This is a genomic window from Pseudoduganella lurida (genome assembly GCF_007830455.1).
Lineage (GTDB): Bacteria > Pseudomonadota > Gammaproteobacteria > Burkholderiales > Burkholderiaceae_D > Rugamonas > Rugamonas lurida.
The window spans coordinates 710692-728968 of record NZ_VLLB01000001.1 but is presented as its reverse complement, the minus strand read 5'-3'; the positions used below and the strand labels follow the sequence as shown (position 1 = coordinate 728968).

Annotated in this window: 17 protein-coding genes and 1 tRNA gene; 10 read left to right on the top strand and 8 right to left on the bottom strand. The window is 68.5% G+C overall.

Annotated elements, in window-relative coordinates; translation table 11 throughout:
• The first annotated feature begins 65 nt into the window (after positions 1–65).
• Entirely contained in the window at positions 66–1493 is a 1428-nt protein-coding gene (locus tag IP91_RS03140; RefSeq protein ID WP_145647304.1) for a M20/M25/M40 family metallo-hydrolase, read from the top strand.
• Positions 1494–1564: 71 nt separating this feature from the next.
• On the opposite strand, the gene IP91_RS03135 is transcribed toward IP91_RS03140, so the two are convergent.
• Positions 1565–1828, bottom strand: coding sequence for a hypothetical protein (locus tag IP91_RS03135; protein ID WP_145647303.1), 264 nt, complete (start codon positions 1826–1828; stop codon positions 1565–1567).
• A gap of 9 nt (positions 1829–1837) precedes the next feature.
• Positions 1838–3328 (bottom strand): DUF4331 domain-containing protein, encoded by a 1491-nt coding sequence (locus IP91_RS03130; protein WP_145647302.1) that lies wholly within the window; start codon positions 3326–3328, stop codon positions 1838–1840.
• 297 nt (positions 3329–3625) lie between these two features.
• Between IP91_RS03130 and IP91_RS03125 the strand changes: the two genes are divergently transcribed.
• Entirely contained in the window at positions 3626–4807 is a 1182-nt protein-coding gene (locus tag IP91_RS03125; protein ID WP_145647301.1) for a tetratricopeptide repeat protein, read from the top strand.
• Positions 4807–5922, top strand: a complete 1116-nt coding sequence (locus IP91_RS03120) for a HupE/UreJ family protein (protein WP_199754509.1) — start codon at positions 4807–4809, stop codon at positions 5920–5922. Before IP91_RS03125 ends, IP91_RS03120 begins: the two co-directional genes overlap by 1 nt.
• Positions 5923–6035: 113 nt before the next feature.
• Here the strand turns inward: IP91_RS03120 and IP91_RS03115 are convergent, their stop codons facing one another.
• Positions 6036–6953, bottom strand: coding sequence for an EamA family transporter (locus IP91_RS03115; RefSeq protein ID WP_145647299.1), 918 nt, complete (start codon positions 6951–6953; stop codon positions 6036–6038).
• A gap of 138 nt (positions 6954–7091) precedes the next feature.
• Between IP91_RS03115 and trbK the strand changes: the two genes are divergently transcribed.
• The 5 genes from trbK to IP91_RS03090 all read left to right on the top strand — a co-directional run bounded on the left by trbK (position 7092) and on the right by IP91_RS03090 (position 12136).
• Positions 7092–7301 (top strand): entry exclusion lipoprotein TrbK, encoded by a 210-nt coding sequence (trbK, locus tag IP91_RS25930; protein WP_158643070.1) that lies wholly within the window; start codon positions 7092–7094, stop codon positions 7299–7301.
• 109 nt (positions 7302–7410) lie between these two features.
• A complete protein-coding gene (locus IP91_RS03105) occupies positions 7411–7806 on the top strand; it encodes a hypothetical protein (RefSeq protein ID WP_145647297.1) in 396 nt (131 codons plus the stop codon).
• A 163-nt stretch (positions 7807–7969) separates the two neighbouring features.
• Complete coding sequence (locus IP91_RS03100; RefSeq protein WP_229473796.1) at positions 7970–9325, top strand: TolC family protein; 1356 nt, start codon at positions 7970–7972, stop codon at positions 9323–9325.
• Positions 9322–10695, top strand: a complete 1374-nt coding sequence (locus IP91_RS03095) for a multicopper oxidase family protein (RefSeq protein ID WP_145647296.1) — start codon at positions 9322–9324, stop codon at positions 10693–10695. The genes IP91_RS03100 and IP91_RS03095 overlap by 4 nt, the downstream gene beginning before the upstream one ends.
• Positions 10696–10897: 202 nt before the next feature.
• Positions 10898–12136: a voltage-gated chloride channel family protein gene (locus tag IP91_RS03090; RefSeq protein WP_145647295.1), complete on the top strand. Its 1239-nt coding sequence runs from the start codon at positions 10898–10900 to the stop codon at positions 12134–12136.
• Here the strand turns inward: IP91_RS03090 and IP91_RS03085 are convergent.
• Both IP91_RS03085 and IP91_RS03080 read right to left on the bottom strand, forming a co-directional pair.
• Positions 12131–13039, bottom strand: coding sequence for a DUF72 domain-containing protein (locus IP91_RS03085; RefSeq protein ID WP_145647294.1), 909 nt, complete (start codon positions 13037–13039; stop codon positions 12131–12133). The genes IP91_RS03090 and IP91_RS03085 overlap by 6 nt on opposite strands.
• Positions 13040–13142: 103 nt before the next feature.
• Positions 13143–14969, bottom strand: a complete 1827-nt coding sequence (locus tag IP91_RS03080) for a putative bifunctional diguanylate cyclase/phosphodiesterase (RefSeq protein ID WP_158643069.1) — start codon at positions 14967–14969, stop codon at positions 13143–13145.
• 165 nt (positions 14970–15134) lie between these two features.
• Between IP91_RS03080 and IP91_RS03075 the strand changes: the two genes are divergently transcribed.
• On the top strand, positions 15135–15764 hold the full coding sequence (locus IP91_RS03075; protein ID WP_145647292.1) for a TMEM175 family protein: 630 nt from the start codon (positions 15135–15137) through the stop codon (positions 15762–15764).
• A 79-nt stretch (positions 15765–15843) separates the two neighbouring features.
• Here the strand turns inward: IP91_RS03075 and IP91_RS03070 are convergent, their stop codons facing one another.
• Positions 15844–16542 carry a YoaK family protein gene (locus IP91_RS03070; RefSeq protein WP_145647291.1) on the bottom strand — a complete coding sequence of 233 codons (699 nt, stop codon included), beginning with the start codon at positions 16540–16542 and terminating at the stop codon, positions 15844–15846.
• Complete coding sequence (locus tag IP91_RS03065) at positions 16542–17363, bottom strand: alpha/beta fold hydrolase (protein WP_371860599.1); 822 nt, start codon at positions 17361–17363, stop codon at positions 16542–16544. Before IP91_RS03065 ends, IP91_RS03070 begins: the two co-directional genes overlap by 1 nt.
• A gap of 259 nt (positions 17364–17622) precedes the next feature.
• On the opposite strand from IP91_RS03065, the gene IP91_RS03060 reads away from it, so the two are divergent.
• Positions 17623–18168: a hypothetical protein gene (locus IP91_RS03060; RefSeq protein ID WP_145647289.1), complete on the top strand. Its 546-nt coding sequence runs from the start codon at positions 17623–17625 to the stop codon at positions 18166–18168.
• A 9-nt stretch (positions 18169–18177) separates the two neighbouring features.
• Here IP91_RS03060 and IP91_RS03055 read toward each other — a convergent pair.
• Positions 18178–18273 (bottom strand) — tRNA-Sec (locus tag IP91_RS03055).
• Between the last annotated feature and the right edge of the window lie 4 nt (positions 18274–18277).

Genomic DNA, 18277 nt, shown 5'->3' with positions numbered 1-18277 from the left:
GCTGCAAAACATTGTCACATGGGTTATCGTTACAGGTTCCTTACACTTCTTTTCCAGGCCACCGCATGCATTTTCGTAAGCCCCTCCTGACCGCCCTCGTCGCCAGCCTGTGCGCCAGCGGCGCCGCCGTCGCCCAGTCCAACGATCCCGCCACGCTGGCGAAAATCCGCGATGCCGCGATGGCGAGCGACTGGCCCTACCAGCGGCTGGAGGACATGACGGACCTGGTGGGCCCGCGCCTGTCCGGTTCGCCCGGCGCCGCCGCGGCCGTCGAGCAGGTGGCCGAGGCGATGCGCAAGCTGGGCGCGAAGGTCACGCTGCAGCCGGTGAAAGTGCCGCACTGGGTGCGCGGCGAGGAGAAGGCGCAGCTGGTGGAGTACACGGGGCGGCCGAAGAACGTCACGCAGAACGTGGTCCTCACGGCCCTGGGCGGCTCCAGCGCCACGCCGGCCGCCGGCCTGACGGCGCAGGTGATCGTCGTCCGTTCGTTCGAGGAACTGAAGGAGCGCGCGGCGGACGTGAAGGGCCGCATCGTGCTGTTCGACGTGGCCTTCGACCAGGGCATGGCGGACCGCGGCCTGGCCGGTCCCGCCTACGGCCGCGGCTCGGCATTCCGCACGCGCGGTCCGGCAATGGCTGCCGAGCTGGGTGCGGCGGCTGCGCTGGTGCGCTCCGTGGGCGGCGCCGACTATCGCGTGGTGCACACCGGTGTCACGCGCCTCGACGAGAACCGCCGCATCCCGGCAGCGGCGGTGACGGCCGAAGACGCCATGCTGATCGCGCGCCTGTCGAAGCGCGGTCCCGTGACGATGAAGCTGGTGCTCACGCCGAAGACCCTGCCGGATGCGGACAGCTTCAATGTGATCGCCGACCTGCCGGGTACCGACAAGGCCGATGAAGTGGTGATCGTCTCAGGCCACCTCGATTCCTGGGACCTGGCCACCGGCGCCAACGACGATGCCACCGGCGTCACCGCGTCGATGGGCGTGCTGGAAACCCTGAAGAAGCTGAACCTGCAGCCGCGCCGCACCATCCGCATGGTGGCGTGGATGAACGAGGAAAACGGCGGCAAGGGCGGGGCCACCTACCACCAGGCCAACAGGGCCACGCTGGAAAAGCAGTTCGCCGCGATCGAAAGCGACAACGGCGCCGCGGGCCGCACCTTCGGCGTGCTGGCCGGGATTCGTCCGCAGTACGAAAAACTGTTCGCACCGCTGCAGGCGGCGCTGCTGCCGATCGGCGCCGGCGTGCTGCAGCGCCGCGACGTGATCGGCGCGGGCGACCTGCACGCGCTGGAAGCCGATGGCGTGCCGAGCTTCCTGCCGCTGGTGGACTCGTCGAAATACTTCGACTACCACCACACCCCGGCAGACACGTTCGACAAGGTGCAGCCGCAGGACCTGAAGAGCCACACGGCCGTGCTGGCCACGCTGGCCTGGTACCTGGCCAATCTCGACCAGCCGATCGGCCGCGCGCCCGAGCAGTTCCGCTGAAAGGCCGAGGCATAAAAAAAAACGGGGGTGCCGCATTGCTGCGGTACCCCCGGTTCACGTCTGCGCCGTGCTTACAGCGTGCGCGGTTCCTTGTCTTCCGGCGTCGTGGCGGTCACGTTGTCGGTCGACGAAGGTTCCGTGTCCTCGGCCGTGCCGTTGATCACCAGGTTGACGGCATCGATGAACGCATCGAGGATCGTCGGCGGCGTGGTGGTCGGTGGCGGCGTGGTGGTGGAGCTGCCGTCATGGCTGCTGCCACCGCCGCCGCAGCCGGCCAGCAGGGCCATGGTGGCGGCTGCGGCGATCAGGCCCGACAGGAGTCGTTTGCGGTCCATGGCGACTCCTTAGTTATTGCCCGGCAGCGGCGTGTTGAAGTACGGGAAGACCGTCTTGAACGCGGTGGCATCCTTGCGCACGCCATCGGTCAGCGGCAGGGCGCCGGCCGGTGCGTCGGTCGGCTTGCAACCCACTTTCAGCGTATCGGCCGTGCCGGTCAGCGCGCACAGGGCCCCCATGGCCACGCGCAGCGACAGGTCGACCACGTCATCGGCAGGACGGCGGCCGTTCGGGAAGCCGGCCGTATCGCCACCGGCCACGCCCAGCGCGTTCTGCGCCGCGGCGGCCTTCGGTGCGATCGACGTGTTCAGGCGCAGCATTTCGGAAGGCGTCACATTGGCCGGCTGGTTGAGGCTAGGAATGCCCTTCAGGAACACCGTGACCAGGTCGGTACGCGGGAAGTTGGTCGGTGCCTTGGCGGACGGGAACAGCGTTTCCACCAGTGCCGGCAGCGTCGGATTCGTCACGTAGTTGATGAACTGCGCGTCGTCCTTCGGCTTGGAACCGTTGAAGCGGTCCTTGTCTTCCATGCCGATCACCACTTCGTTCACCAGCGGCATGCCGACGCGCGAGACCTGCGTCCAGGCGCCGCCTTCTTTCGGCGTCGTGTTCAGGCCATTGGCCGGCGTCGGGTTGAGGAGGCGGCCCTGGCGCATGCTGGCCGTGGCGAATGCACCGATGACCGGATCGCTGCCCGCGACCAGGCAGCCGATCGGCAGTTCCAGCGCGATCGAGCTGACGTTCTTTGCTTCCAGGTCGTTCTTGTTGCCGCCCACTTCCGCACCCAGCGGGTTCAGGTTGAACAGGTCGAAGATCTTGCCCACGGCGATGTAGAACGGTTCCTTGCGCTGGCCCACGAACACGCGGCCCTGGCCGCTGCAGCCGGGGATTGTCACGTTGTAGATGTGCTGGTTGGCATAGGTCTCGTAGCCGGTGGCGCTGCCGAACGACTTGTCGCCGATATTGTCGACCGGTTTGTCGAAGCTGGTGGCGCCGCCGGTGCCCGTCAGGCGGGTGCGGGTGCCGGTACGGCGGTCGCCGCGCACGATGTCGACCGTGAAGGTCTCGCGCACGTTCAGCGTGGCCGGGTTCACGCCGGAGATCGGGCCGGAATTGATCAGCGGGATCGTCACGGACTTGCCGCCCACCGTCAGCGCCGTTTTCTTCGGCGTGTTCGTGAAGCGGAACTGGAACGTGATGTCTTCCTTGCCGTCGCCGTTGTTGTCGAAGTGGATTTCGTACAGCGCGTTATTGTCGAACTGGTAGAAGTTCGGGCCGCCCTGCGGATCCTGGAACGGCATGAAGTTGGCGATGGTCGTGACATAGTCGGCACGGCCCGGTTCATAGCTGCGGAACATGTACAGGTCGGTGCCGTCGACTTTCGGCGCGCCCGTGATGAATGGTGCTTCGCGATGGCTCGATGCGAAGGAGGGAGTACAGAGGGTTGCCAGGACGGCGGCCGTCAGGAGCGCCAGCGAAGGCGCACGATACTTGCCCATGGTTTGTCTTCCTTGTTTTAAATTTGATTGTTGAACTTCTACCCGGCACACCTGGGCACGCAGGATGCGCCTGTCCGCAAATGTAGGCGTGCCGCCCGGTTCGCTCTGTGGGCTGGCGAACATATTTGCATAAGACAACGATAATTATTGTCCCGATCGCCTCCCGGTTTTGTATTGGATTGTCTTAGGCATCGGAAAACAACAAAAGTTCGAAATTGTCAGCACGCACGATTGAAATCGCTGGCTGCTGCCGGGCAAACCGGTCATTCTGAAGCGGGTTCCCATAACGATAACGACATGACCAGACACGTTTTCCTGCTTGCCGCGGCTTCGGCCGCGATCCTCTCCCTCCACGCCAGTTCCGCCATTGCCGCACCCCGCATTCCCGCCAGCGGCACCGAAGTGCTCGAACGCCTGCCTGCCCGCAACGACCCCGCCCAGCAGGCGCTGGCGACCGCGCGCGCGCAACTGGCCGCCGATCCGCGCAATCCCGTGCTGGCCGCCGCGGTGGCACGGCGTTATGTCACGCTGGCGCGGGGCGATGCCGATCCCCGCTATCTCGGCTATGCGCAGGCCGCGCTGGCGCCGTGGTGGAACGAGCCCGTGCCGCCGCCGCCCGTGCAGCTGCTGCGCGCCACGATCCTGCAGAGCACGCACCAGTTCCCCGCGGCGCTGCGCGATCTCGATCACCTCGTCCAGACCACGCCGGGCGATGCCCAGGCCTGGCTGACGCGCGCCACCGTGCTGCAGGTGACGGGCGACTTCGCCGGTGCGCGGCAGAGCTGCGCGAAGCTGTTCGGTATCGCGCCGGACCTGGTGCTGCGCACCTGCCTGGCCGAAGTGGGCAGCGTGACGGGGGCCGCCAACGCCAGCTACCAGGCGCTGCGCCGCACCTACGCGGCCCGCCGTCCCGATGACGCGTCGATCGCCGACTGGGTGCTGACGCTGCTGGCGGAAATGGCGGCACGGCTGGGCGACGCCACGGCCGCCGAAACGCATTTCAGGGAGGCGCTGGCGCTGGGCCCCGCGGACAGCTACCTGCTGGGCGCCTACGCCGATTTCCTGCTCGACCGGAAGCGGGCGGCGGAAGTGGTGCCGTTGCTGCGCGGCCACGAGAAGGCCGATGCGCTGCTGCTGCGGCTGGGGCTTGCGCTGCAGGCGACCGGCGCGCCCGACACGGCGAAGGTGACGGCGCTGCTGCGCGACCGCTTCGACGCGGCCGCCCTGCGCGGCGACACGGTGCACCAGCGCGAACAGGCCCGCTTCGAACTCGTGCTGAACCGGCAGCCGGCGCGCGCCATCGAACTGGCGAAACGCAACTGGGCCGTGCAGAAGGAGCCGGCCGACCTGCGCATCCTGCTGGAGAGCGCCATCGCGGCCCATGACCGCGCCGGCATCGACACGGTGCGTGCCTGGGTCGCGCAAACGAAGATCGAGGACGTGGCGATCGCACGCCTGCTGGCCGGGGTGCCGAAATGATGGGGCGCCTGCTGCTGGTACTGCTTTCCTGCCTGCTCATGGCCCCGGCCCAGGCCCATAAATCCAGCGACAGCTACCTGGTGCTCACGGTGAACGGCGCCAACGTGGAAGGCCAGTGGGACATCGCCTTGCGCGACCTGGACGCCGCGCTGGGCCTGGACGCAGATGGCAACGGCGAGCTGACATGGGACGAAGTACGCGGCCGCCACCAGGCCATCGCGGCGTATGCGCTGTCCCGGCTGGAGCTCGGCAGCGGCGGCCACCGCTGTCCCCTGACGGCCGGCGCCCAGCTGGTCGACGACCACACGGATGGTGCCTACACGGTGCTGCGCTTCCACGGCGCCTGCGCGGAGGCGGTCGACAAGCTGGATGTGCATTACCGGCTGCTGTTCGACATCGACCCGCAGCACCGCGGCCTGCTGCGCCTGCGCGCCGCCGACGGGACCGACAGCGCCACGGCCGTGCTGGGCCCGGACAATGCGCGGCAGACCTTTGCGCTGGCGGGCGGTGGCCGGCTGGCGCAGTTCGGCAGCTATGTGCGCACGGGCGTGTGGCATATCTGGATCGGCTTCGACCACATCCTGTTCCTGCTGTCGCTGCTGCTGCCGGCCGTGCTCGTGTGGCGCGAGCGGCAGTGGCAGCCGGTGGCCACGTTCCGCGCTGCGGCGACCGATGTGCTGAAGATCGTCACCGCATTCACGGTCGCCCACTCGGTGACGCTGACGCTGGCGACGCTGGGACTCGTGGCGCTGCCGTCGCGCTGGGTGGAGTCGGCGATCGCGGCCTCGGTGGTCGTCGCGGCATTGAACAACCTGCGGCCGGTGGTGGCGGGACGGCGCTGGGTGGCCGCCTTCCTCTTCGGCCTGATCCACGGCTTCGGCTTTGCCAGCGTGCTGGCGGACCTGGGCCTGGCGCGCGACACGCTGGTGCTGGCGCTGGTGGGGTTCAACGTGGGCGTGGAAGCGGGGCAGGTGGCCATCGTGGCGCTGTTCCTCCCGCTGGCGTTTGCGGTACGCGGCTCGGCGTTCTACCGCAAGGGCGTGCTGTTCGGCGGGTCGCTGCTGATCGCGCTGCTGGCGCTGCTGTGGTTCGTGCAGCGCGCCTTCGATCTGTAGCGCGCCGGTCAGCGAAAGGGCGCCATTGCGGGCGGCGTCGCTGCGAACTGCAGCGGCAGTGCGCCTTGAATCAGGAGCCACCGCGAACGCCAAGCCTGTAGCGGCGTGCTGGCTTACAGCACCGGCGGTGGTGCAGGCTCGCTGCCGGCAGCGGTCTTGCCGGCGCCGCTGGTGAGGGCCGCGCCGCAGGTGGACGCAATGATGGCGGCGATGGCCAGCCACTGCGTGCCCGTCAGGTGTTCGCCCAGCAGCACGAGGCCCATCAGCGCGCCGATGGCCGGTTCGGCGCTGAGCAGGGTGCTGAACGTGTTGGCCGGCAGGTGACGCAGCGCCACCATCTCCAGCGAATAGGGGATGGCGCTGGACAGGATCGCGACGCCGACGCCCACCAACAGCACCGCCGGCGCCGTGATCGCCGGCCCGGCCAGCGCGATGCCGACCGGTGCCACCAGCACGGCCGCAATCGCGGTGCCGCAGGCGGCCGCCGCCGGCCCATGTGCGGCGCCGGCACGCTTGCCGGCGAGGATATACACGGCCCAGCAGGCACCGGCCAGCAGGGCCAGGCCGATGCCCCGCCAGTCCAGCGCCGCGGCCGACTCGCGCAGCGGCAGCAGCATCGCCATGCCGGCCAGGGCCAGCGCGATCCACAGGAAATCGATGCGGCGGCGCGACGTGAACACGGCCACCGCCAGCGGGCCGGAGAACTCGATGGCGATCGTCACGCCCAGCGGAATATAGGCCAGCGCGCTGTAGAAGCTGAGGTTCATCACGCCCAGCGACAGGCCATACAGCACCATCGGGCGCCACTGGCGGCGCAGGTCCAGCCGCCACGGCTTGAACACGGCGCCCAGGATCAGCGCCGCGAACGCCAGCCGCAGCGCGGTGGTGCCGGCCGCGCCGATGGCCGGGAACAGGCCTTTTGCGAGCGAGGCACCGACGGTGATCGAGACCAGCGACATCAGCAGCGCGCCATACAGGACAGGGGCGGGTGGGGCGGGGCGCTGCGGGTGGGTGCTGGCGGTGGAAGGCATGGGGTGCGGGCGGACGAAACCCGCACGATAGCATCGATGCCCCGGCGGCGGCCAGTCGTGCTTTGCCCGCCGCGCCGATTGTGCAAGAATGCCGTGCCGCCGACCTTCCCCGGCGCTGATCGATTACGAGGACCCATCATGCACAGCTTCCCAACGATCGCGGCCCTGGCCGCGCTGGCCTTCGTCCTGGCCGCCTGCGGCAAGGTCGATCCGCAACTGACGGCCGACCAGATGACGCTGACGGACGGCACCTGTGCGCCGGCCGAAGTCGACCGGATCTCGGACGCCGATGTCCGCAAGGCGTTCGCGGCGCGCTGCGAGCGTCGCCAGGCCGCGCCTGCGCCCTGAGCGACGCTGCTCTTTCCTGTCGCCTGAGGCACGCGCTGGCCCTTCGCCCGATGGCCCAACGCGCCAGGCATTCGTGAAGATCGACGCGTCGCGTGATACCATTCGGCCGATGAAAGCGCTGCTCCGCACATTGCTGCTGTGGTTCCTGCTGGCGGGTATCCCGTTCCAGGGCTTCGCCTCGGCCACGATGCTGTTCTGTGGTCCGCAGCCAGCGCCACCCGCCGCGCCGGCCATGCCGATGCCGGACGGTCCGCACGACCACGCGGCGATGCTGGCTGCCCAGGCACACGAAGCATCGACGCATCACGACAGCGGCACGGGTCACAGCCACGCCAAGTGCGCCAGTGCGGCCGCTTGCTGCGCCGGTGCCGCCCTGGCGCCCGCGCTGCCGGCCGCGCCATCCCTGCCGGCCGGCCACAGTGTCACCATTCCCTTCGTTGCGATGGCGCCAGCCGCCGTCGATCTCGCCGGTCCCGAGCGGCCGCCCAGGCAGTCACGCGCGTGAGTCTTGTTCACTGAGCCTTTGCACAGAGCCTCGTGCACTGATCTTTGCTTACTGAGCCTTTTGCACAGAGCCTCATGCACTGGGCTTCGTCCGGTGAACGACCTGGCGCCGGTCCGCTGACCGGTCCGGCCTGCATCGCAGGCTTCCACGATAGAGAGCAACAATGAAATCAACGATGATGGCGGCAGCGTGCGCGCTGCTGCTGGGCGGCTGCGCCACGTTTTCGTCCGATGGCGGCATGAATGCCGTCGACAGTGCGACACAGGCGCGGGCCGGGGCACCGGCGCGGCTGCTGCGCAATGATGGGGACCGGCGCGCGCTGGCCGACCAGCTGCGGCCGCTGCTGGCGAAACCACTGAGCGCCGACGATGCGGTGCGCATCGCCCTGCTGAACAACCGCGGCCTGCAGGCCACCTACTGGGAACTGGGCATCGCCGAAGCGGACCTGGTGCAGGCCGGGCGCCTGCAGAATCCTGCCTTCGGCTACCAGCACGAACAGGGCGGCGGCGCCAAGACGATCGAACGTTCGCTGACCTTCAACGTGGTCAGCCTGCTGACGGCGCCGCTGGCCGCGCGCATCGAAGGCCGCCTGTTCGCGGCCACGCAGCTGCGCGTGACGGAGGAAGCGCTGCGCGTGGCGGCCGACACCCGCCGCGCCTACTACGAGGCCGTGGGCGGCGCGCAGGCCGTGGACTATGCGAAGACGGTCAGCGCGGCGGCCGATGCCAGCGCGGACCTCGCGTCGCGCATGCGCAAGGCGGGCAACTGGAGCCAGTACGACGAGGCGCGCGAGCAGGCCTTTCACGCCGAAGCGCTGGCCGCAGCGGGAAGGGCCACGCAAGGCGCTGTCGCGGCGCGCGAACGGCTGGCGCGGCTGCTGGGGCTCGACGAAGCCTTCCAGCTGCCGGACCGGCTGCCCGACCTGCCGGCCACGCCACGCGAACTGGCCGATGTCGACAAAGCCGCGCTGCGCGACCGGCTGGATGTGCAGGCCGCGCAGGAAGACACGGCGCGGGTCGCCGCATTGCTCGGCCTGGCGCGCACCACCCGCTTCATCAATGTGCTGGAACTGGGCGCCATGCGCGAGAGCAGTCCGGGCGAACCGCAGCAGCGGGGCTATGCCGTCACGCTGGAGATTCCCCTATTCGACTGGGGCACGGCGCGCACCCGCCGCGCCGAGGCGGTGTACATGCAGTCGGTGAACCGGCTGGCCGAGACGGCCACGCAGGCGCGCAGCGAGGCGCGCGAAGCCTACGCCGCCTACCGCGCGTCGTTCGAGCTGGCGAAGCATTACCGCGACGTCGTCATCCCGCTGCGCAAGCGGGTCTCGGACGAGACGCTGCTGCGCTACAACGGCATGCTGCTCAGTACCTTCGAGCTGCTGGCCGATGCCCGCGAACAGACCGTGGCCGTGGCCGCGGCCATCGAGGCACAGAAAGACTACTGGATCGCGGCCGCCACGCTGGACGCCGCGCTGGGCGGCCGGACCGCCACCACCGAACCTGGAGCACACCCATGACCAACCGTCGATCCTTCCTCACCGGTGCCACGCTGCTGGGCGCCGGCATGGTCAGCCGCGCCGGCGCCGCCACGCTGCCCGAGGCACCGGTGCAGTCGTCCGCCGCGACGGCGGTAACGCCCGCGCCGGCCACCGGACGCCCCTTCAACCCCGTCGTCACGCTGAACGGCTGGTCCCTGCCATGGCGCATGAAGGACGGCGTGAAGGAATTCCACCTGGTGGCCGAGCCGGTGGTGCGCGAGATCGCGCCCGGCATGCACGCCAACCTGTGGGGCTACAACGGGCAGAGTCCCGGTCCCACGATCGAGGTGGTGGAGGGCGACCGCGTGCGCATCTTCGTGACGAACAAGCTGCCGGAGCACACCAGCGTGCACTGGCACGGCCAGATCCTGCCGAACGGGATGGATGGCGTATCGGGCGTCACGCAGCCGGCCATCCAGCCCGGTAAAACGTTCGTGTACGAGTTCGTGGCGCGGCATGCCGGCACCTTCATGTACCACCCGCATGCGGACGAGATGGCGCAGATGGCGATGGGCATGATGGGCTTCTGGGTGACGCACCCGAAGGACATCCGCCAGCATGCCGTCGACCGCGATTTCGTCTTCCTGCTGAACGCCTACGACATCGAGCCGGGCCGCTACACGCCCAGCGTCAACACGATGCTGGACTTTAACCTGTGGACCTTCAACAGCCGCGCCTTCCCCGCCATCGATCCGCTGGTGGTGCGGCAGGGCGACCGGGTGCGCATCCGCGCCGGCAACCTGACGATGACGAACCACCCGATCCACCTGCACGGCCACACGTTCGAGGTGGCGGGCACCGATGGCGGCTGGGTGCGCCCGTCGGCGCGCTGGCCGGAGGTGACGACCGATATCGCCGTCGGCCAGATGCGCGCCATCGAATTCGTCGCCGACAATCCGGGCGACTGGGCCTTCCACTGCCACAAGTCGCACCATACGATGAACGCGATGGGGCATGACGTGCCGAACCTGATCGGCGTCGACCACCGTGGCGTGGCCGAGAAGATCAACCGGCTGGTGCCCGGCTACATGGTGATGGGCGACAAGGGCGGCTCGATGGGCAGCATGCGCATGCCGCTGCCGGAAAACACGCTGCCGATGATGACGGGCACCGGCCAGTTCGGCGAGATCGAAATGGGCGGCATGTTCACGCTGCTCAAGGTCCGTCCCGACCAGCCCCGCGGCGACTACCGCGACCCCGGCCACTACCGCCATCCGCCCGGCACCGTCGCCCGCGAATGGACCGGCAACCTGCCACCCGCCCCGCAGGCGCCCGGCATGCCCGCCCTGGCCCCCGCCACCGGCGCCCCGGTGGACGTCACCCGCGGCGGCGGCCACGACCACCACTAACTGCTGAGCTCGTGTCACTCTGTGGGGTCAGGCGTAGTGACACGAGCACAGCTGTAGAGAAAATACAGCAACTTTCTGGCGCTGCTTCAGAGGGAGCCCAAACCGTCCATCCTGCTAGTGTCGAGTTCGTGTCACTACGCCTGACCCCACGGTGTGACACGGGCTCGGCAGTAGCGGGGGGCTGCGTGCTATATTCGCGCCGATGACTGCCCACCTCGCTCCTGCCTTCACCGCGCTGCGCTACCTGCTTAGATGGACGCTGATTGCCGGCGCGGTCGCGGCGCTGGCGGGCAGTGCGTCGGCGCTGTTCCTGTTCGCACTGGAGGCGGCGACGGCGTACCGGCTGCAGCACGGCTGGATCATCTGGCTGCTGCCGCTTGCCGGCTTCGCGGTGGGCTGGGTCTACCTGCGGTGGGGCGGCACGGTCGAGACGGGGAACAATCTGCTGATCGACGAGATCCACCATCCGCAAAAAGTGGTGCCGTTGCGGATGGCGCCGCTGGTGCTGGCGGGCACGGTGCTCGCGCACCTGTTCGGCGCCTCGGTCGGCCGCGAGGGGACGGCGGTGCAGATGGGCGGTGCGCTGGCCGACCAGCTCACGAACCTGCTTCGGCTGAAGCCCGAAGACCGGCGCATCCTGCTCATGGCCGGCATCAGCGCCGGCTTCGCCTCCGTGTTCGGCACGCCGCTGGCCGGCGCCATCTTCGGTCTCGAGGTGCTCGTCATCGGACGCCTGCGCCACGATGCGATCCTGCCCTGCACCCTGGCGGCGCTGCTGGCCGACCAGGTGGGACTGGCCTGGGGCGTCCACCACACGCATTACGGGGCGGGCGCGATCCCTGCGATCACCCTATGGACGGTTGCCGCGACGATGATCGCCGGTATCGCGTTCGGCCTGGCTGCGCTGCTGTTCGCGAGGGCCACGCACCGTCTCGCCGGCTTCATGAAGCAGCACGTGGCGTATGCGCCGCTGCGCCCCCTGATCGGCGGCGTCGTGGTTGCGGTGGCCGCAGGGGCGCTCGGCACGCAACGCTACGTCGGCCTGGGCATCCCCGTCATCGTGGAGGCACTCCAGCAGCCGCTGCCCCTGTGGGATGCGCTCGGCAAGTTCGCGTTCACGGTCACGTCGCTCGGCGCCGGCTTCAAGGGCGGTGAAGTGACGCCGTTGTTCTTCATCGGCGCGACGCTGGGCAACGCGCTGGCGCCGCTGCTGCACCTGCCGTTCGCGATGCTGGCCGGCGTGGGCTTCGTGGCCGTCTTCGCGGGCGCGGCCAATACGCCGCTGGCCTCCACCGTGATGGCATTGGAACTGTTCGGACCGGAGATCGGCCCGTATGCGGCGCTGGGCTGCGTGGTGGCGTATCTGTTCTCGGGACAGGCCGGCATCTACCGCGCGCAGCGGTCGGAGGCCAAGCCCGCCAGCGCCATGCCGCCCCTATAGCTGGCGTGGATCGTCGAGCGCCGGCAGATCCCTGTCGGCGCCCAGCCGTGCGAGCAGCCGCCGCGCATCGAACGGCGCATGCACCTTGATGTCGTTGTCGAAGTAGCAGAACACGTCGCGGCTGGCGCGCTGCGGCGGTGCCACGGCCGAGATCAGCCGGGCATTCTTGGGCTGCCCGCCGGTGCTCCAGGCGCGGATGCGGTCGGCCCAGTCGTCCAGCGCGGCATCCGTGTAGCCGCCAGCGTAAAGCTCCTTCTCGCCATGCAGGCGCAGGTACATGAAGTCCGCCGTCACGTCCTCGAAGTCCGGCCACTTGCCGGCGGTGTCCGCCACCACCAGCGCCACCTTGTACTTGCGCAGCAGCTTGATGAAGAGGGGATTGTTGAAGCTCTCGTGGCGGATCTCCAGCGCGTGCCGCAGCTTGCGTTTTCGATCGATCTCCAGGTACGAGCGGCCATCCATGCGCGCATCGTGGCGCTGCGCCATCGCCAGCGCCGCGGCGGTATCGTGCGGCAGCAGGCGGAGAAATCCTTCCAGCAGGTCGGCATCGAACCGGAAATTGGGCGGCAGCTGCCACAGGAAGGGCCCGAGCTTTTCGCGCAGCGCGAGCACGCCGGAGGCGAAGATGTTACAGAGCGGCCCCTCCGGATCGCGCAGGCGCTTCATGTGCGTCAGGAAGCGGTTGCCCTTGTGCGAGAACACGAAGTCCGGCGGCGTGGCGTCGTACCAAGCCTGGTAGCTCTTCGGCCGCTGCAGCGAATAGAACGAGCCGTTGATCTCGATGGTCGGCAGGTTGCGCGACGCGAATTCGAGCTCGCGCGCCTGGGCCAGGTCATGCGGATAGAAGACCTTGCGCCAGGGTTCGTAACGCCAGCCGGAGATGCCGATGCGAAGGTGGGCCATGGCCCGAGTATACGCAGGCTCGACAGGGCGCGGCGCATGGCAGGGCAGCGGTGCCGGAGCGGCTGTGCCGCCCGGTCGGACGCGCAGGGTCGTCCGCGCCGGATCACGTCTGCGAGAACAGCTCCCGCATGTCGCCATGGGGGGCCGGCCGGCTGGAACGGTCGCCCCAGGCGCGCAGCAGGTGCTCCACGCCTTCCGGCGGCAGCGCCGAGCAGAAGTACCAGCCCTGCACGCAGTAGGCGTGTTCGTGGCGCAGCCAGTCCAGGTCGACCTGGCGTTCCAGTCCCTCGCACAGCAGCTCGGCATCGGAACCTTCGGCCACGCCCTGGATCAGCCGGAACAGGCTGGCCGTCACGGCGCTGTCGGCCACGCCGTGCACGAAGCGGCGGTCCACCTTCAGCCGGTCGAAGGGCAGCGAGCCGATGGCATCCAGGTTCGAGTAGCCGATGCCGAAATCGTCGATGGCGATGCGCAGCCCCAGTTCGCGCAGCGCCGCCACGCGCTCGTGCAGCGCCTGCGGCGCCTCGAGCAGCTGGCTTTCCGTCACTTCCACCTCCAGCAGCGCGCCGGGCAGCCGGAACTCGTCCAGCAGCGCGGCGATGGTGCCGGCCAGCTCGGGATGCAGCAGCGAGGCGCGCGAGAAGTTCAGCGAAACGGGCACCTGCGGCAGACCCGCATCGGCCCAGCCCCGCATGTCCTGGCACACCTGGCGCATCACCAGCAGATCGAGCTCGTAGCTGCGGCCCGTGCTTTCGGCCAGCGGCACGAAGGTCGATGGCAGCACGGCGCCGCGGCGCGGATGGTGCCAGCGCGCCAGCGCCTCCAGCCCGATCAGCTTCTGCCGCGCGAAGTTCACCTGCGGCTGGTAATGCATCGTCAGTTCGCCGGCCGCGTCATGCCCTTGCAGCAGTCCCAGCATGTCGTGCAGCAGGCCGGAGCGCTCGCGCAGCTCGTCGCCATATTCGCGCACGACGGTGAAGGTGTGCGTTTCGCCGATGCTGGAGGCGGCCGTTTCGGCCATGTCCAGCAGGGCGGCCGCGGCCAGCGTGGTGGGCAGGTCCTGGCGCACCACGCCGATGCGGGCGCGCAGCACCTGGTGACGGTCGGCGGAGAGCTGGATCGGCATGTCGATCGCGCGGGCCAGGGCCTGCATGCGCCCATCGTCCGAACCTTCCAGCAAAGCGAAGGCAAAGCGGTCGCCGCCCATATGCCCGACCGGATTGCCGCTGCCGGCCCAGCCGGTGATGCGGGCAGCGATCTCGGCCAGTGCCGCGTCGCCGGCACGGCGGCCGAAGATCTCGTTCACCTGGTGGAAGCCGGACAGGTCGATATAGCCCACCGTCAGTTCGCTGGCGCCCGCGGGGCTCTTGGCCTGCTGCAGGTGCTGGATGAAGGCGGTGCGGTTGTACAGGCCCGTGACCTCGTCGCAGTAGCGCAGCTCCAGCGTGTCCGTCACCAGGCGGCCCAGGCCCTGCAGCATGGTGCGCTGCGCCTCGTCGAGGCGGCCCGGCTCGCGCCACATCACCCACAGGGTGCCCAGCACGTAGCCGCGGTTGCCGCGCAGCGTGACGGCGGCATAGTGCCGGTAATGCGGCGCGTTGCGCACGATCGGGCGGCTGGCGCTCCAGTCGTCTTCCAGCGCATCGCCGATCTCGAAGAACTCCTGGCCGGCAGCGACCGCGTCGCCGCAGAAGGAGTGCTTGCGGTCCACGTCGCGCAGCGCGATGCCCACCGTGACGGGCAGCCAGATGTGCGATTCGTAGACCAGGCTGATGCCGCCAATCTCGGCACCCATGGTCTGGACGGCCAGCTCCACGATGAAGCGCAGCTGCGGATCGGGACGGTCCGGATCGAGCCCGTAGCGCGACAGCTCGCGCACGCGGCGATCCTCCGATTCCAGTTCTTCCAGCCGCTTGGGATTGGTGTTCATGGTGCTCATTCAGTTGGCGAAGTGTGAGAGCTTACGGAGCTTTTGTCGTCCTTGCAATGTCCGATCATTCGTGCGCAGTAACGAATCATTCCCCGTTTGCCTCTTTCCGGTGATGCCGGGGCCCCGCCGTGCTGGTAAAGTCGCTCTTTTCAAGGCGGAGCCACCATGGGCAAGGGAAGACTGGAAGCGTTCAGCGACGGCGTCATCGCCATCATCATCACGATCATGGTGCTGGAACTGAAAGTACCGCACCACCCGGACTTCAACGCGCTGCTGCCGCTGTGGCCCGTGTTCATGAGCTATGTGCTCAGCTTTATCTACGTGGGCATCTACTGGAACAACCACCACCACCTGCTGCATGCGGTGCAGGAAGTCAGCGGTGGTGTGCTGTGGGCCAACCTGCACCTGCTGTTCTGGCTGTCGCTGATCCCGTTCGTCACGGCCTGGATGGGCGAGAATCATTTCGAAACAGGGCCGACGGCGGCGTATGGCTTCGTGCTGGCCATGTGCGCGGTGGCCTTCTGGCTGCTCACCCTGATGCTCGTGTCGAACCATCCGAAGAACGCGACGCTGGCCGAGGCCACGGGCGAGAACCGCAAGGGCAAGATCTCCATCGTGCTGTACCTTGCCGGCGTGGCGCTGTCGTTCTTCGCGGCGTGGATGGGGTTCCTTGCCTACGCGGTCGTGGCGGCGTTGTGGCTGATCCCGGACCGGCGGATCGAGGCCAAGGTCGTCGAGGAGGAAGAAAAGGCCGCGCAGGAGGAAGAAAAAGCCGCGGTGAAAGCGGGGGAGTAAGGCGAGGAACGCCAGGAAGAGCGCGGCGGGGCATCGTCGCTGCGCTCTTCCCGACCCGCGGCCGGGATGGCCGGGAATGCTATTTCGCGGCGGGGACGGGCACCGGCGATGGCCAGCGCAGGCCCAGCAGCATCACCAGCGCGCCCACCGGCAGCAGCAGGCACCAGAAGCCGGCCGCCACGTAGGCCGAACCGCCGGCGATGCAGCCCAGCGCGAAGGCCAGCACGGGCCAGGCGAAGCGCGTGAGCTTTTCGCGCGCGGCCGGGGCGCCATGGCCGGTCGCCAGGTCCGTCACATTGAACAGCAGCTCCGTCACGTTGCCCGTCATGACCGTGGTCGGGGCGATGCGGGCGAACTGCTGCTTGCCCGCGGCGTTGTGGACACCCATCGCCGCCGCGCCCAGCATGCCGGCCAGGAGCACCGGCGGCGCGCTCTGGTGTTCGAACGGCACCGCGGCCAGGCCCGCCGCCATGAAACCCGCCAGCAGCACGAGCTCCAGCGCCAGCAGGGGCCGTACGGCGCTGCTGCCGCGGCGTTCATAGGCATTGCCGAGCAGCCGGCCGAACACCACGCCGGCCCCGAAGGCGGGGAAGGCGAGGAACTTCAGCAGCAGCGGGCCGTGCGAAGGGCGCGCCAGTTCCGCACCGATCAGCACGAAGTTGCCCGTCACGTGGGCCGTGAACAGCCCGTACAGCGCCACGAAGCCCGCCGTGTCGACATAGCCGGCCAGCCCGCCCAGGCAGATGCCCAGGAACAGGTCGCTGGGTGTCGCCTTCATCAGCTGCGCAGGAAGGCCAGCAGGTCCGCGTTCAGGCGGTCCTTGTGCGTGGTCGGCAGGCCGTGCGGCGCGCCTTCGTACACCACCAGGCGGCCCTGCGGCAGGATCTCGACGGCGCGGCGCGCGGTGGCATCGATCGGCACGATCTGGTCGGCATCGCCATGGATCACCAGGGTGGGGAAGGTCATCTTCTTCAGGTCTTCCGTGAAGTCCGTCTCGGAGAACTGCTTGATGCAGGCATAGGCGGCGCGGATGCTCGACTGGGAACCCTGCAGCCAGAACGTTTCGCGCACGCCGGCCGAGTCCTTCGCGCCAGGGCGGTTGTAGCCATAGAACGGCGTCGTCAGGTCCTTGAAGAACTGCGAGCGGTCGTTCTTCACGCCGGCGCGGATCTCGTCGAACACGGACAGGGGCACGCCGTTCGGATTGTCCGGGCCCACCAGCATGCGCGGCGTGACGGCGCCCACCAGCACGGCGCGGGTGACGCGACCGGTGCCGTGGCGGCCGATGTAGCGCGCCACCTCGCCGCCGCCGGTCGAGTGCCCCACCAGCATGATGTTTTCCAGGCCCAGCGATTCGATCACGGCGGCCAGGTCGTCGGCGTAGTGGTCCATGTCGTTGCCGTGCCAGGGCTTGCTGGACAGGCCGTGGCCGCGGCGGTCGTGCGCCACCACGCGGTAGCCATGGTCGGCCAGGAACATCATCTGGTCTTCCCAGGCGTCGCCCTGCAGCGGCCAGCCGTGGCTGAACACGACGACGGGACCGTCGCCCCAGTCGGTGTAGCGGATGATGGTGCCGTCGCGGGTAGTGACGGTATTGATGGTGTGCTGGGCTGTCATGATGGACTCCGGTGGTGGTTGCAATGAAGTCATTGTCGGCAACCACGCGGGGCGCGTCTACCTGCTGTAAGGGAGAGATGGCGGCGCCACCGGCAGGGGTAGGACGGATGCGCGCCGACCCGCGCACGGCGCTTTCTCCTACTCCCAATGGTCGAGCTGCATGACAGAATGGTGTCATCCGGCGGCGTCATCCGAGACCCGCGCCCGAACGTTGCAAGGCCACTGGCCAGAGGAGAACACCATGAACACGACATTCAATACGAAGCTCAACACCACCATGATTGCGGCAATGGCCGCCCTGGCATTTGCCGGCACCGCGTCGGCACAGAGCCATTCCGTGACGAACATGGCGAACCCGCCGCAGGCCCAGTCGGACACGAAGGCCGGCACCGAAGCCACGCCGGGCCGCACCGCCACGGCGCAGCAGAACACCAACAAGCAGAAGGACAAGAACGGCGGCAAGGGCCACACGACGAAGCACAACCCGAAGAGCCAGGCCCAGGTGAAGGCGGATGCCGCCGCCGATGCAAAGTCCGATAACAAGGACGATGGCAAGGCCGACAGCAGCGGCGCCAGCACGTCGGCCGCGGACGGCTCCCCGGTGACGGGCGAGCGCGTCGATGCCGGTACCAGCGCGACCTCGACGAAGGGCATGGGCGCCGGCAATGGCGATGGCGGTGCGGAAGGCGCCATGGAAATCAAGCCGTCCGACGCCTACGTGAATCCGGTCGAACGCCGCGCGCTCGATTCGGCGCCGAAGAGCGGCAAGATGCCGGGCAAGGAATAAACGGCAGGGTGGCGGAAGGCAGAAAGAGTCGAACTTACAGAGGAGCGTCTGACGCCCCTCACCGGGTTTGAAGCCCGGCCCCATCACCGGATGAGAATGCCTTCCTAGG